We start from the raw sequence: 15,001 nt of genomic DNA, 5'->3' as shown, positions 1-15,001 counted from the left end.
GAATGAGCAGTACTTGCTCTTTTTCTCCAATTTAACCAAAAAGAAGTGAGATTTAATTAATTGTTATTTTTTTCAAATAAGCAACATAAATTTATCTGGGCAGATATCCTTATATGATTTTCACTAGGATAGAGGTACCGAAAAGCAAAAGAGAATTCAGTGAAAAAAATCTATCACTCAAAATAATCTAAGGGATTCGGGGGATTAAAGTGAAAATATTACGATTAGGTCATGCAATGTATGTGTTAACAAGTAAAAAGGGGAATCGTTATTTAATCGATCCTTTCTTTGACATGAATCCAGGTTGTCCAAGTGAGTACCAGACAGAAGAATTTTTATCCACCATCAAAGGGGTATTATTGACACATGGTCACTTTGATCATAGTAGTGGTTTAGATAAATTACGAAAGGCAAACCCAGATTGCTTAGTTTTAGCCCAATATGAATTGGCGTTAATTTTAGGTAAAAAAGGATTTAATAATGTTTATCCATTAAACTTTGGAGGAAGTTTTGATTTTGATGATATGAGAGCAACAATGGTACAAGCTAGACATTCTTCAAGTTATGGTGAATTGGAAGGGATGCCGATTTATGCAGGAGAATCTGCTGGATATGTACTCGAATTTACAGGAGATCGAACAGTTTATCATTCAGGCGACACAATGATTATGTCCGATATGAAATTGATTCAAGATCTATATCAACCATCCATTGCAATACTTTCTTCATCAGGACAATTTACAATGGGTCCAAGAGAAGCAGCATATGCAGTGGAAAAATTACTCGATGTTGACTACGTTATTCCAAGTCACACATTCCCGAGTGAACAATCAGCCATTTCCAAAGACATATTAAATGGATTGCTCCAAGCTTTCCCAGTTGTTGGAAATATGATTGAAAAAGATAAAGAATTAAAAGATTACCTATCTAATCAAACGAAAACGAAAGTGGTAGTTTTAGGTTATGGTGAAGAAGAAACATTTTGAATAGCTCAAACAATAGACCACGAGTTTTTCGTGGTTTTTTGATATATTATGAATTCGAAATCACTTGTATTGTTCCGTAGTTTTTGGCAAAAATGTGTAGTATTAATGCTAAAGTGAGGGACGTAGGGTGATAGAGCGTAACGTATACAATAGTCGTAAGTTGCAGTTGCCGAAAATACCATGGATTATGAAACAAACTTGGGAAAACTCTTTATTCATCCATTACCCTGTAAGAAAAGAAGTTCTCGAACCGTTGATTCCTTGTGAACTTGCGTTAGATACCTATGATGGGGTAGGGTGGGTGTCTATTGTACCTTATTATATTCGAGATTTACGTGGAAAAGGGTTGCCACCAATTCCTGGGACAAGTGAATTTCCAGGGTATAATCTACGTACCTATATAAAAGGAAAAGACAAACCGGGTATTTATTTCTTTTATCTGGGTGCCGGGAATTTTCTTGCTCCAAAACTGGCGAGACCTTTTTTTCGTTTACCATATATGCAGGAAAATCTAAAAATGTGGAAGGGCGTTGACGGGATAAGGTTTGAAGGTGAGCAGTTATCATGTCATTATGTTCATAAGAAAAAACCATTTAATCCAAAAAAAGGATCGTTGGAGGAATGGTTGCTTGAAAGATATTGTTTTTACACATTGAATAAAGGGAAAATATTTCAATGCAATATAGTCCATCCATCATGGGTGATTTATGAGGCAAATGCAGAATTTCATGAGAACAGTTTACTATCAAAATATAAAATTGATCCACTAATGTATAAGCCAATATTGCATTTTTCCAAAAGGGCAGAAGTCAAAATATGGCCATTAGTACCAGTAAAAAATAATAAACACTTCTCCACTTAATGCATTTCATGTACGCTAAATGAAAAGTACTAAGAGGAAGTGTATTTGTTGATGTATGCAGCAATTTTATTTATTTTAGCTGGCGTCGCTGAAATTGGTGGCGGTTATTTAATTTGGCTATGGTTACGAGAAGGCAAACCATTTTATTGGGGAGTATTTGGTGGACTAGCACTCGCAATTTACGGTGTAGTTGCTACGTTCCAAACATTCCCATCTTTCGGTCGAGTCTACGCAGCTTATGGCGGTGTCTTTATCGTGTTGTCAATATTATGGGGATGGGGAATCGATAAAAAAACCCCAGACCTATTCGACTGGATCGGTGCAGCCATTTGCTTAGTAGGGGTAGCAGTCATGCTAATCCCACGTTCTTAGTAATGGCAAAAGAATATTTATTATGTACAATTCTAATCAAAAGTGAATTGTACATTTTTTTATTTTAAGAAGCTTATTAGATTAAAAACGCGGCCTACCACTGTAAGCCGCGCAAAAAATCCAGAAAATGTAGTAGCCAGTATATTAAAGTGAGAGGACTCTACAAAAGCACAGTGACAAGTCGTAGAGACAACAACAAGTTGGCTCTGCGGCTTGTTGTGCGAAGTCCTCTCACTAAACAGTGCAAACAATTTTTGAATTTATTTTAATAAAAATTTTGCGGGGGGATTCACTTTAAATAATTAAGCAAAATTTTGAGAGGCAAAAAAATTAGAAAACGCGGTCTACCACGTAAGCCGCGCAAAAAATCCAGAAAATTTAGTAGGTATAATTTTAAGTGAGAGGACTCTACAAAAGCACAGTGCCAAGTCGTAGAGACAACAACAAGTTGGCTCTGCGGTTTGTGTGCGAAGTCCTCTCACTAAACAGTGCAAACAATTTTTGAATTTATTTTAATAAAAATTTTGCGGAGGGATTCACTTTAAATAATTAAGCAAAAATTTATGAGGCAAATAAAATTAGAAAACGCGGCCTACCACTGTAAGCCGCGCAAAAATCCAGAAGAATTAGTAGCCAAAATATTAAAGTGAGAGGACTCTACAAAAGCACAAAGACAAGTAGTAGAGACAACAACAATTTGGCTCTGCGGCTTGTGTGCGAAGTCCTCTCACAAAACAGTACGAACCATTTTTGAATTTTATTTTAATAAAAATTTTGCGGAGGGATTCACTTTAAATAATTAAGCAAAAATTTATGAGGCAAATAAAATTAGAAAACGCGGCCTACCACTGTAAGCCGCGCAAAAAATCCCGAAGTTTTAGTATGCAAAATATTAAAGTGAGAGGACTCTACAAAAGCACAGTGACAAGTCGTAGAGACAACAACAAGTTGGCTCTGCGGCTTGTGTGCGAAGTCCTCTCACAAAACAGTACGAACCATTTTTGAATTTATTTTAATAAAAATTTTGCCGAGGGATTCACTTTTAATATTTAAGTAAAATTTTGGGTGGCTATTAAATTAGAAAACGCGGCCTACCACTGTAAGCCGCGCAAAAAATCCAGAACTTTTAGTAGCCAAAATATTAAAGTGAGAGGACTCTACAAAAGCACAGTGACAAGTCGTAGAGACAACAACAAGTTGGCTCTGCGGCTTGTGTGCGAAGTCCTCTCACTAAACTATACGTACTATATTTGAATAAATATTAAAATAACTAAGGTTTCAACTGCAACGTAGCAAATATAGGAGTTTTGCCATTACGGAAATACGTTAATAAAATCCCTTTACTTTCCACAATCTCACCATTTGCAAACTTAGCATAATCAATCGCAAATGGAACAAGTAATGAATGCTTATAAAAATCTTTCTCCGTCACATTCAACTCTGCATACTCTTCACCAGCTAAAAGAGGATTCTCTTTTAACATAGTGAATATCTCCTTTTGCTCACTTGATGAAACGCGTTCATCCCACCACAATTTACGCGGTTGGAATTGCTGTCTTGCTAAATAATCCAGCTGCATCAAACTTCGTACAACAGGCAGATTAATATGTGACTGCGTTGCTAAAAACTCCTCAAGCCTTCTAAATAAATCCTCTAATTGATGCCCGATACGAGACCAACCTTTTTCTTCCCAATACGTACCAAAATTTTGGAAGAAATCAAATGGGGTTTCAAAGCCTTCTGTCACTAAATATTCAACCGTATTGTCCATACGATGGTCATTCCAATACTTTTCAAGAACATCCTCAGCATGTTTTATTCGAATAATTTCATCAAAGGTTAAAACATTGTTTGCAAAAATTTCATATGGCGCAACATCTACATACGTATAACCGTACTTTTCAGCTTCAATTCGAAGTCCAGTTCCACGCAACAATTTTAAAAATCCAAGTTGTAATTCTTCTGGTCGCATCGCAAATACATCGTTGAACGTTTGACGGAAACTGTTATAGTCCTCTTCAGGAAGGCCAGCAATTAAATCTAAATGTTGATCGATTTTGCCGCCTTCTTTCACCATTGTTACAGTACGTTTTAATTTTTCGAAGTTTTGGCGACGTTTAACAAGTTCGTTTGTTAAATCATTTGTCGATTGAACACCAATTTCAAATCGGAAAAGTCCTTTTGGTGCATTGTCATTTAAAAATTGAATAACTTCTGGGCGCATGATGTCTGCTGTAATTTCAAATTGGAATACAACACCTGGTACGTGCTCATCGATTAAGAATTGGAACATTTCCATCGCATAGCTACGGCTAATGTTAAAAGTACGGTCCACGAATTTGATTGTTTTTGCACCATTTGCCATTAAATAACGGATATCATCTTTAATTTTTTCACGATTAAAGTAACGAACGCCTACTTCAATAGAAGAAAGGCAAAATTGACAACTGAACGGACACCCGCGACTTGTTTCGATATATTGAATTCGTTTCCCTAGGTGAGGGAGGTCTTCTTTAAAACGGAATGGACTCGGTAGCTCACGTAGGTCAATTTTTGCGGGTTGGGCATGGATTTTAACTTGTCCATCTTGTAAGTAGCAAATCCCAGGAACTTCCTCTAGCGGAATATCACCTTGTAAATGCTCTAATAATTTTTTGAATGAGAATTCTCCTTCACCCATAACGATGAAGTCGATTTCTTCAACACGTCGCAACCATTCATGGACATCGTATGAAACTTCAGGCCCACCAAGTACAATTTTGATGTTTGGTGAAACGGCACGAAGCATTCGAATGACACGAATCGTTTCTTCAATATTCCAAATGTAGCAGCTAAAGCCAATTACATCTGGTTTGTATTGATATAAATCTGAAACAATATTGAAAGCAGGATCTTTAATTGTATATTCCACGATAGTTGGGTCAAACTCAGGTTGAGCAGCAGCTTTTAAACAACGAAGGGCTAAGTTTGTATGGATATATTTCGCATTAAGCGTTGTTAAGACAATATTCATTAAGTTGTAGTTCTCCTTTAAATTACACGATACTTCAACTTATGATTGTAGCAGTATTATTGGTTTTCTGCCACTTAATAAAAAGGAGGCGTCTAAAAATTATCAAGACGCCATATTAAAACTAAACGATCTTGCTATATTTATTTAGTAACGTATCCAATTCCTGACTAAAATTCACCACATCTGGGTGAGTGAAACCTAACAAGTTTGCCTTTTTGTACATACTTTTTCTTTTGAGTTCGATTTGTAGTATAAGTGTTTTTTTAATAATGAAATTAATCATATATACTCCTTCTCTTCTCAATATGGTTTATCAATCGGTAGTTGATGTTTGTATTATAAATCATCGAAAATAAAAATGTTGTCGTTTTATTTCAAATATTACAAAAATATTAAAATTGTTATCACGGGTGCATTTAATGGTATTTTTCAATGGGAAATAGAAAAAGACAGGAATTTTTGTTTAGCTAATTGGGGTATGTTTTGACGTATTTTGGTGGGAAATGAAATATGCTGGCGAAAACTTTTTTGTAGTCGACAATTTATTTCCCAAACTTTTTGATCTGCATAGCGGAAGGTGAAAAGGGAACACTAAACTTGATTCTATATTAAGAGGAGTGTTGAAGTTGAAAAACAAACAGCCACATCAACAGTTAACAGTGCAAGATAACCAGTTAACAAAAACACAAGAAGTATTATACCAAAAAGATTTTAAACGAGCAGATAGAGCAAGAGGAAAAAAACGATAAATTACTTTGCGCAACCTTTTCAGAATTTTTAAGGTTGCGTTTTTTATTTGAAAAAGAATACAACTTACATATTTATGTCTAGTAATTCTTCTTATTGAAATCAGAAAATTAGCTAAATTATTCAAAATCTTTTAAACTAAGTTTTAAAATAATTGAAAAGGGAAAGTTATTTGGTAAAATAAGAATTTATAAAGGGGGAAGCAATAGTGAAGTTAAAAGAATGGCTAAATAGTGAAGTTCCAAATATTGCAAGTGAACTAATTGATGTTCATAATAATTATTTCTCAATTGAAAAATCGATTGGGTTTGAAGGGCAAGAAACAATTTATAAAATTTTGCAAAATTTCCGTTCTGCTCTTTTCCCATGTTTATGTGATAAATATTCAAGTGACGAAACAAAAATAAATATTAGCATTGGTAATAATTTGAGAAAATCTTCAATTGATTTAAGTGAGTTAATCGAAAAAGTCCTTGCTAATGAAAGTTCGCTAAATGAAGCAGATAGTAAACGAAAAGCTGAAGAGATAGTTATTAGTTTGATTAAAAAATTCCCTGAAATACGTAGAATGTTACAAACAGATATTCAAGCAGCTTATAATGGAGATCCAGCAACAACTTCTACAGAAGAAATTCTTTATAGCTATCCGTCAATTCAAGCAATAAGCATACATAGAATTGCACACGAGTTATATAATTTAAATGTACCTATTATTCCTAGAATCATGAATGAATATGCGCATCGATTAACAGGGATCGATATTCATCCCGGTGCTTCTATTGGCGAATATTTCTTTATTGACCACGGTACAGGTGTTGTAATTGGCGAGACTTGTACAATCGGTAAAAATGTGAAAATCTATCAAGGTGTAACATTAGGTGCGAAAAGTTTCCCATTAGATGAACATGGAAATCCGATTAAAGGTATTAAACGCCATCCAAATATTGAAGACAATGTTGTTATTTACGCAGGCGCAACGATTCTTGGTGGAGATACAACAATAGGCAAAAACTCAGTAATCGGTGGGAATATTTGGTTAACGCAATCTGTTCCAGAAAACTCTCGAGTATATAATTCTCAACCATTACCGAATATCAAATAAGGTCAAAAAGGGCTGTTCAGTAGGTAGAACTGAACAGCCCTCTTCTCATATCGTTAAAAATTTATCTGAGATGATTGGTGAGTGCCTCAAAGAAAGTTTCAGACACTTCCGTTATAATTGATTTTCCATTTCCAATCTTTGATATGCAAATTCATATGTTTTTTCTAACATACGATCAGTTATTGTTATAAGTTCATTAGGATTTACTCCAAAGTAAGTTACTAAGAAATGTACCATGTTTTGACGTTCTTTTTCAGTTATCATTTAATTTATAACCTCCTAATTATTATATAACAAATATATGATGGGTTTATCTGATATATAACAGATAATCGCCTATCAAATTCATTTTTTCATTGATTGGAGGTCATTTTTTAAAAGCATATTACTTGCACATGATGATATTTTGAAGTAGTATATGTTCATACATATGGTTTTGATTTAATCGGCGCTCATAATGATAGTGAGGGTCTTTTTTGCGTGCCAAAAATTTCTATGTTTAATTTTTCGATTTTAAACCAATCTAAACTCACACTGATAAACCAATCAGTGAAAAAAATACTCTAAAGGAGGCAATCAATATGGCAAGCAGCAATAACAATAATAAGTTATTAGTAGCAGGTGCGCAAAACGCATTGGATCAAATGAAGTATGAAATTGCATCAGAATTTGGAGTACAACTTGGACCGGATACATCTTCACGTGCAAACGGTTCTGTAGGTGGGGAAATCACAAAACGCCTTGTACAAATGGCGGAAAGTCAATTACGTGGTACACAACAATAATTAGTGTACAAATGAACAAAAAAATAGGTAAGTGAAATCAAATGGGAAACCCGAAATACTGGGTTTCCTTTTTATTTTTAGAAAATGCAAAGTATTTAATATCATCCTTAACAAGTTTGCTTTAAAATATATATAGAATTAATTGGAACTTTTACGCATCCTAAACGTAAATAATTAGGACAAAGAATTTGAGGTGGTTAGTATTGGAAAAAGAAACGAAAAAAAATGAATTAATGGAATGGATAAAAGCGATACTTATCGGTATTGTAATCGCGTGGGCAGTTCCATTTTTCTTGTTTATGCCAACAGAAGTTCAGGGTGCTTCAATGATGCCAACTTTTGAAGATGGAGACAAGGTTGTGGTCAATAAAATTGGACCAAAGTTAACAGAGTATAATCGATTCGATGTGATTGTTTTTAAAGCCACTGAAGAAGATAACTATATTAAACGTATTATTGGTCTACCTGGTGACCATATCGCTTATAAAGACGATGTACTTTATGTAAACGGGAAAAAATATGATGAACCATATTTAGATAAATATAAAGATGAATTAATTGATAATGGGACGTTAACACAGGACTTTACTTTGGAAGAAACGTTGAACGAAACCGTTGTACCGGACGGACACTTTTTTGTATTAGGGGATAATCGCCGATACAGTAGAGATAGCCGTGACCCGAATGTTGGATTTGTCTCTGAAGAGCAAGTGTTAGGAACAGTAGATGTTCGAGTGTGGCCATTAAATCATCTTGGACTAATAAAATAATTAAAAGCCCGCGAAAACTCGTGGGCTTTTTTCATGTATAAGATTCCAAAAATATTCCAAACTAATCATTAATCTTATTGTCTTGATATTCAATTTTCTTAAGCGCTTTTTCAAAGTTTAATTCTTGTGAAATTTCTTCACGATTATTTTTCTTTTTCGGTTTTTTCATTTTACGAACAGAGTTTCTTCCGTGCTTTTTCATTGCCATTCACCTCCGTATTAATATTTTGTGCAGCTTTATCAAAGACATGCTTTTGAATCCAGTTGTTCTAAATGCCATTTAATTCATTTGCCCTCACAACATTAGCGCTCTTTTCATTTATTAGAGGAAGGGGGGCTATAAATATGGGTGAGCAGCAATCTTCAAAAGAAAATTTAGAAAAAGACTGTAAACAACAAATCGAAAGTGAGGTTATTCGTGATCATAATTCACTGATCATAAGCCAAACTTTTTGTGTAAATGCAATTGTTGGAGCAGCACAAAAATTAATAATAGAAGAAGTTATCATCGAAGAAGTTGATGATGAGGTGGATGAATTAGAAGATGAAGATGAATCAATGGATAATGGTGAACAAGAAGTAGAGATTGAAATTGAGTTAGATGATTCAACCATTCGCCAAGATTATACGCTCATTTATGCTGCACCTGAAACTCCAATGCGTTCACCAATATTAATGACCATCATTGCACGGAATTTATCAGAAAATGATGTGTTAGTAAGTATTGAAGATGATTCTGAAGTGATTGTTGAAGAAGTTGTCCCTGCAAATTCAGAACTTGCTTTAACTGCTCAACATGCATGTTTGGTTAGGGCGCTTGCGTTAGCGGAAAGTAAAGTTCAATTTGTCATTAATGTTTTTCACCCGATTAGTTCGATATAGTTTCTTTAAGAGCACTTTGATATGGTGCTTTTTATTTTTTTCAAAAAAAATAAGTAGATTCTATTTTTGAGAACCTACTTGAAATAACTATTATGCTCGTCCATTTTCTTTCATAAAGTCATTTTCCATCATAACGATGAACATTCCAATAATGAAGAGGAATACACTACCTTTTACCATTTCGATACCAATCCAATGGGAAATTTCAGTGAAAAAGCTTAATCCAAAAAGTGTTAATCCAATTGTTAGAATCGTTGCACATAGGGTGATAAAAAATTTATACATGTAGTAAACCTCCTTAAGTTCGCTTCTATTGTTAACAACATTGTAACATAAAGTTCGTAAATTGTTCACATTTTATTCAATTTAATGACACAAATAAAATAAATAAATAATTAGAACTAGTTATTGGTAAAATTAAACAAATAAAAAATATCTATTTAAATCAAAATTTCTCTTATTAATGCATAAATATCATTTTCAATATTTTTGTTATTAATTAAAAATAAGAATTAAGCACTATCGAACGATTTGTGAACGGAATTAAAAATGGAAGCCAATTTGATGTATATCAAACTTGACTTCCACAATATTAATAATTTCTCTTTTTCGATGATTGTTTTTGAGCTTGAATATTCTGTTCTGCTCCAAACTCTTCTTTCGTACGACCAATTTTTTGTTCTGCTTTATTATTATGAAGTTGACGGTCATCGTAATTTGAGTATTCGTCAAAATCCTTTTTATTGTTCATATTGTCATCTCCTTTCGCTGATGTTAATATGAGAACTTTACATATTAATTATGTAGCAATAATTTACTACGGAAAAATGTTGCTCATTGTCAGAAAATAATAGATAATTAAATCTATTAGAAATAGAGATTAGGAGTGTAATTTGTAATGCAACTTGAGCAAGGAAATATCGCATTAAAAAATAAAGATTCTAAATTAGATAACCGCGCAATTTTATTAGTAAAATGTCCTGATAAACCAGGGATTGTTTCTGTATTATCAACATTTTTATATAAACATAATGCAAACATCATTGAGTCAAGCCAATATTCAAGTGACCCAGAAAATGGAAAGTTCTTCATTCGCTTGGAATATCACTGTGATAACCTTCAAGCAAAAGCTAAAGAAATGGAAGAAGAGTTCGTTCAAATCGCTAAGGACTATGATATGACATATGATTTCTATTATCGTAAAGAACGTCAACGTACAGCTATTTACGTATCTAAAGAATTGCACTGTTTACGTGAGTTACTGTGGGAATGGCAAAATGGTGACTTAGATACAGATATTGTTGTTGTGATTAGTAACCATGAAGATGCTAGACCAATTGTAGAGTCATATGGAATTCCGTTCTACTACATCCCAGCAAATAAGGATATTCGTAAAGAAGTGGAAGCAAAACAAATTCAGTTAATGGAAGAATATAATGTAGATTTATTAATTTTAGCAAGATATATGCAAATCTTAACACCGGACTTTGTTGGTCATTTTGAAAATCGTATTATAAACATTCACCATTCATTCTTACCAGCATTTATTGGTGCAAAACCGTATGACCGCGCACATAAACGTGGTGTAAAACTAATCGGGGCAACTTCACACTATGTAACAAATGATTTAGATGAAGGGCCAATCATCGAACAAGACGTAGAGCGAGTAGACCACCGTGATGATGTAGAAACATTAAAGAAGATCGGTAGTAAAATTGAACGCCGTGTACTAGCAAGAGCGGTTAAATGGCATTTAGAAAACCGTGTTATTGTGGAAGGTAATAAAACGATCGTGTTTCATTAGAAAAGCGAAGAACGCTTGCCCAGCTCTTGAAGGCACTGGCCGACAAAAACGCCCCATCACGTGGCATTGTCGGCACTCGTACTTCCGTGTACTTCGGAGACTACCGACGAGTGTGTCTACACGCGACGGAGGAAGTTGAAGTGTCCGAAAGAGCTAGGTTCGCAGCTAGACAATAAGAAAAGCGAAGAACGCTCGCCCAGCTCCGACAACAACTGGAGGAATCGTCATAAGGGCGCTTTTTGCCCTTGAAGATGATTCTGAAGTTGTCAAGGAGCTAGCGTTCGTAGCTAGACAATAAGAAAAACCTTCCTTATAAAGCGAACTTCGTGAATTGAACCGAAGTTCGCTTTTTCCTTTAATTTTTTCTAGTAAAATAAGGATATTTATGTAAAAATTAACCTAAAGATTTGCCGAAAGGAATGAACAATGAGAAGTTTAGTATTTTCTTATTTATTAGCCATCTGTTCGGGTATACTCATGTTTTTAAGTATGCCGAGCTATAATGTTGGTATTTTAGCATGGTTTGGGTTAGTTCCTTTATTGATTGCATTAAAAAACAAATCCTCTCTGCAACAATATCTCTTAATCAATGTGACCTGTATTATTTGGTCATTTGGTACACATATTTGGTATCCCGCGATTTTTTCAGGTTGGGGCTACCTCATTATGATTGGTGCTGGACTTTTCTACGGTGCTTTTTTAAAGATGGGTCTAGATATGCAAACTCGAATCAATCGCTGGTACGGGATATTTGCCATGCCGATTACATTTAGTGTTTTTGAATGGCTGAAAACAATAATTCCATTTACAAAAACATGGTGGATTGAGGTTATCTCTAAATCACAATGGATGATTCCCGAAACTTTGCAAATTTTATCTGTAACAGGGTTTATTGGTTTGTCATTCTTGATTTTATTAACGAACGTTGTTATTGCTGAAATCATAAAAAATCAATTTTCGTCTAAAAATATTCGAATTTTCACGTATTCTTTATTAGCATTGCCCATCGTAAATTTCATCATAGGTACAGTTATCATGAATGAAAATGATAAAGAGCTAAAAGAACAACCCTTTACAATTGGTGCAACAGTCGACCTTGTGAATCAAGACGAAGAAGTCCTTGCATTAGGGAGTGGGCAAACAGCAGGGGATGGATATTTAGCAGATACATACGAAATGAAAGAAAAAATATTTGAGATTAATCAAGACTTATCCAAAAAAATTATTGAAGAAAAACATGCTGATTTTATCGTGTGGGGAGAAAATGAATTTGTAAACTTAAACGATACGGAGCTCATTAATCAATATCGGGCTTTAGCAAAATCATTAAATACGAACCTAATTGCAGATACAGTTTGGGAAACAAAGAACACGATGTATGATACAGCCTATATGGTAGGGGCGAATGGGGAAGAAATTGGGAAAACACCAAAAATCTTTACACTATGGGGTGAAGAAAGTTACGGATTTTCTCCAGGTCCAAGAGATTATACCGTGTACGAAACTCCTTTAGGAAAAGTAGCCCTTGCCGTATGTTGGGACCGCCATGATCCAACGATTTTAAGAAACTATGCAAAAAACGGTGCTCAACTCGCGATGATTCCGGCTGATGATGATTTTTATGGAGATAAACGATTTCCATATTTCGCAGCAAGTGATGCCGTATTCCGCGCGGTAGAAAATCATCTTGCCATTGGTTCTGGTTCCACTTCAGGGATTGCTCAAGTTATCACACCATATGGGGAAATGACTGCGATGAGTGATGTGAATACACGTCAATATATCGTAGGAGGTACGTTTACTTTAGAGAAGCAAACGTTTTATACAAGATTTGGAGATGTGTTTGCTTACCTTTTTGTAGTAATTTTCTTAGTGATGCTTATTGTTTCTGAACGGAATAAACGAAAAATGTAAGGGGCGGCCACAATGACTGCCCCTACTTTTTTTATTCGTATATTGCCTCGTCTAATTGGTGCATTTTATCATAAATGCGGCGTTTACGGTAAAGCATGATACCCGCCTCTGATACATCTTCAATCATACCTTTATTGGCAATTGCTCCAAAAATCATGCCCGCAATCGGAACCATTTGGAATAACTTTTTCCATCCAAAATGATCTCGGTAAGTAAAGAACACTTCTTGCCAACCTTTTAACTGACTAATCATATCCTGTGATTTATCTTTCTTATCATTTTTCATTGAAAGTTCCTTTAAAATGGCTTCTTTCCCAACGATATCTGCAGATGCAAATTGCAAACATTTTACGATAAACACTCGTTCTTCTTTTTCATTTGGGTCATAGCCATGGATAATCGCAATTTCTTGTAATGTTTTTAAAGCTATTCCAAGAATTACGGGGATATCAATAGCTAACGTAAATAACCCGCCAAAACCTGTTGAAGCACCTTGTACCGTTGCAAATTTCGCACGATTACTCTGCAAGTTTGTGCTTAATGATATCATACTTTCAATTGGTAAATTCCCAACATCCTCGAGGGTTTCAATTGGTACGGAAGTCTTCTTTTCAATTTTTTTCAACATAGCTTGTTCACTTATTAAATATTTTCCGCCCGTTTGAATGTAGCTACCCAGTTCATTGACTAGGACTCCGATTTTTTCTTGAATAAATTTCGGTGTGATTTTATCTAATAGCTTAAAGGGTAGTCGGCCAAGCTTTTCCCAAAAAAATAACCCTTTTTGGTCTTTTTCCCACTTTTCGATTTCCAGTAAATATGATGAAAGCTGCTCTTTAGTTTCCAAGTATAGTTACTCCTCTTATTTTTTAGTTACTTCTTTTACGTTAGTTAGGTTTTGAAAGTTTCATCTTTTCCATTCAATTTCGTATTTCAAGATTTTAGGTGCGTATAATGAATAGTAAGGGAGGGGGAATGAGATTAGTTGAAAACGAATCGGGATGCTATCAATCAATTTCGAAACACACTGATCATTGATAAATATGATCCGCAAATTGTCCAATGGGGGACAAGGAGATTTCGACATGACGGTAGTGAAAGTATGGAAGATGCAATGGTTTGGAATGTTTTTCGAAGTTTACGACAAATTAATCCGCATCTTTGGGTAAAGCAACTCTTTAAAAAAGCATTTGAATTAGACTTTCCATATACTGTAGATGGACTTGAAATTCATTTATGGAAACGTGTACCCCCTCCACGAGATATTTCAATACCAGAATTGGATTATGAAATAGATATCATTATTGAAACGAATGATTTCGTTTGGTGTATGCTAGCAAAATATAAAAGCGATATTCGAATGAATACTCAACAAAACAATCCAATCATTCGAAACATCGATGTTGGATTGCAATATACAAAACAACGAGATTTTTATTTTTCTTTGTTATTTTTAGATACTTTCTATACGCCTTATGGACAAATTTTAGTCAACCAATATCGTGAATCCGAGAAATCCATCTTACAAGAACTGCCTCATCGTACTACGGAAATTACTCGGTTAAGTGGTGTTAGTATTTTAACGTGGAAGAATGTTCATCATCTTTTAAAAGATATTTATTTATATAACAGAAGTTCATTTGAACGATTTATTTCAAGCCAAGCAAGCGATTGGCTTTATACAAAGATATCAGGGAGCGATTAAATTTACGTACTATCTCGACATGGGGGAGGTTATACTTAAAGGTATGAAACGTGGAACCA

General features: G+C 34.6%; 18 protein-coding genes. 11 read left to right on the top strand and 7 right to left on the bottom strand.

The window, feature by feature from the left end:
* Positions 1–209 precede the first annotated feature (209 nt).
* From NKR20_RS09800 to NKR20_RS09790, 3 genes are all read left to right on the top strand, one after another.
* Entirely contained in the window at positions 210–986 is a 777-nt protein-coding gene (locus tag NKR20_RS09800) for a metal-dependent hydrolase (protein WP_253426043.1), read from the top strand.
* 187 nt (positions 987–1,173) lie between these two features.
* Positions 1,174–1,848: a YqjF family protein gene (locus tag NKR20_RS09795; protein ID WP_253428102.1), complete on the top strand. Its 675-nt coding sequence runs from the start codon at positions 1,174–1,176 to the stop codon at positions 1,846–1,848.
* Positions 1,849–1,899: 51 nt separating this feature from the next.
* A complete protein-coding gene (locus tag NKR20_RS09790; RefSeq protein ID WP_253428101.1) occupies positions 1,900–2,220 on the top strand; it encodes a YnfA family protein in 321 nt (106 codons plus the stop codon).
* A gap of 1,270 nt (positions 2,221–3,490) precedes the next feature.
* On the opposite strand, the gene NKR20_RS09785 is transcribed toward NKR20_RS09790, so the two are convergent.
* Both NKR20_RS09785 and NKR20_RS09780 read right to left on the bottom strand, forming a co-directional pair.
* The gene (locus NKR20_RS09785; protein WP_253426040.1) at positions 3,491–5,233 is read right to left on the bottom strand and encodes a B12-binding domain-containing radical SAM protein; all 1,743 of its coding nucleotides are present in this window, start codon (positions 5,231–5,233) and stop codon (positions 3,491–3,493) included.
* A gap of 121 nt (positions 5,234–5,354) precedes the next feature.
* Positions 5,355–5,516, bottom strand: coding sequence for an aspartyl-phosphate phosphatase Spo0E family protein (locus NKR20_RS09780; protein ID WP_121213717.1), 162 nt, complete (start codon positions 5,514–5,516; stop codon positions 5,355–5,357).
* 376 nt (positions 5,517–5,892) lie between these two features.
* Here NKR20_RS09780 and NKR20_RS09775 point away from each other — a divergent pair, with 376 nt between their 5' ends.
* Together NKR20_RS09775 and epsC are read left to right on the top strand one after the other, a co-directional pair.
* Positions 5,893–5,982, top strand: a complete 90-nt coding sequence (locus NKR20_RS09775) for a YfhE family protein (RefSeq protein WP_101918860.1) — start codon at positions 5,893–5,895, stop codon at positions 5,980–5,982.
* Positions 5,983–6,188: 206 nt separating this feature from the next.
* Positions 6,189–7,082, top strand: a complete 894-nt coding sequence (gene epsC / locus NKR20_RS09770) for a serine O-acetyltransferase EpsC (RefSeq protein ID WP_121213715.1) — start codon at positions 6,189–6,191, stop codon at positions 7,080–7,082.
* A 111-nt stretch (positions 7,083–7,193) separates the two neighbouring features.
* Here the strand turns inward: epsC and NKR20_RS09765 are convergent, their stop codons facing one another.
* A complete protein-coding gene (locus NKR20_RS09765) occupies positions 7,194–7,346 on the bottom strand; it encodes a BH0509 family protein (RefSeq protein ID WP_121213714.1) in 153 nt (50 codons plus the stop codon).
* A gap of 317 nt (positions 7,347–7,663) precedes the next feature.
* Here NKR20_RS09765 and NKR20_RS09760 point away from each other — a divergent pair, with 317 nt between their 5' ends.
* Both NKR20_RS09760 and lepB read left to right on the top strand, forming a co-directional pair.
* Entirely contained in the window at positions 7,664–7,867 is a 204-nt protein-coding gene (locus tag NKR20_RS09760; protein ID WP_121213713.1) for an alpha/beta-type small acid-soluble spore protein, read from the top strand.
* 203 nt (positions 7,868–8,070) lie between these two features.
* Complete coding sequence (gene lepB, locus NKR20_RS09755; RefSeq protein ID WP_301285915.1) at positions 8,071–8,637, top strand: signal peptidase I; 567 nt, start codon at positions 8,071–8,073, stop codon at positions 8,635–8,637.
* Between the two features lie 61 nt (positions 8,638–8,698).
* On the opposite strand, the gene NKR20_RS09750 is transcribed toward lepB, so the two are convergent.
* Complete coding sequence (locus NKR20_RS09750; RefSeq protein WP_170148384.1) at positions 8,699–8,839, bottom strand: hypothetical protein; 141 nt, start codon at positions 8,837–8,839, stop codon at positions 8,699–8,701.
* Positions 8,840–8,982: 143 nt separating this feature from the next.
* On the opposite strand from NKR20_RS09750, the gene NKR20_RS09745 reads away from it, so the two are divergent.
* Positions 8,983–9,519 carry a hypothetical protein gene (locus NKR20_RS09745; RefSeq protein WP_121213712.1) on the top strand — a complete coding sequence of 179 codons (537 nt, stop codon included), beginning with the start codon at positions 8,983–8,985 and terminating at the stop codon, positions 9,517–9,519.
* Positions 9,520–9,609: 90 nt separating this feature from the next.
* Here NKR20_RS09745 and NKR20_RS09740 read toward each other — a convergent pair whose 3' ends face one another.
* Positions 9,610–9,804 (bottom strand): hypothetical protein, encoded by a 195-nt coding sequence (locus tag NKR20_RS09740; RefSeq protein ID WP_121213711.1) that lies wholly within the window; start codon positions 9,802–9,804, stop codon positions 9,610–9,612.
* 307 nt (positions 9,805–10,111) lie between these two features.
* Positions 10,112–10,270: a hypothetical protein gene (locus NKR20_RS09735; protein WP_253426037.1), complete on the bottom strand. Its 159-nt coding sequence runs from the start codon at positions 10,268–10,270 to the stop codon at positions 10,112–10,114.
* 147 nt (positions 10,271–10,417) lie between these two features.
* Between NKR20_RS09735 and purU the strand changes: the two genes are divergently transcribed.
* Both purU and NKR20_RS09725 read left to right on the top strand, forming a co-directional pair.
* Entirely contained in the window at positions 10,418–11,323 is a 906-nt protein-coding gene (gene purU / locus NKR20_RS09730) for a formyltetrahydrofolate deformylase (RefSeq protein WP_121213710.1), read from the top strand.
* A 426-nt stretch (positions 11,324–11,749) separates the two neighbouring features.
* Positions 11,750–13,237 carry a nitrilase-related carbon-nitrogen hydrolase gene (locus NKR20_RS09725; RefSeq protein WP_253426034.1) on the top strand — a complete coding sequence of 496 codons (1,488 nt, stop codon included), beginning with the start codon at positions 11,750–11,752 and terminating at the stop codon, positions 13,235–13,237.
* 31 nt (positions 13,238–13,268) lie between these two features.
* Here the strand turns inward: NKR20_RS09725 and NKR20_RS09720 are convergent, their stop codons facing one another.
* Positions 13,269–14,084: an EcsC family protein gene (locus tag NKR20_RS09720; RefSeq protein ID WP_253426031.1), complete on the bottom strand. Its 816-nt coding sequence runs from the start codon at positions 14,082–14,084 to the stop codon at positions 13,269–13,271.
* A gap of 138 nt (positions 14,085–14,222) precedes the next feature.
* On the opposite strand from NKR20_RS09720, the gene NKR20_RS09715 reads away from it, so the two are divergent.
* On the top strand, positions 14,223–14,942 hold the full coding sequence (locus tag NKR20_RS09715; RefSeq protein WP_253426028.1) for a hypothetical protein: 720 nt from the start codon (positions 14,223–14,225) through the stop codon (positions 14,940–14,942).
* The last annotated feature ends 59 nt before the right edge of the window (positions 14,943–15,001 follow it).

The sequence above is a fragment of the Ureibacillus endophyticus genome, assembly GCF_024159215.1.
GTDB lineage: Bacteria > Bacillota > Bacilli > Bacillales_A > Planococcaceae > Ureibacillus > Ureibacillus endophyticus.
This window is presented reverse-complemented; position numbering and strand designations above follow the sequence as displayed.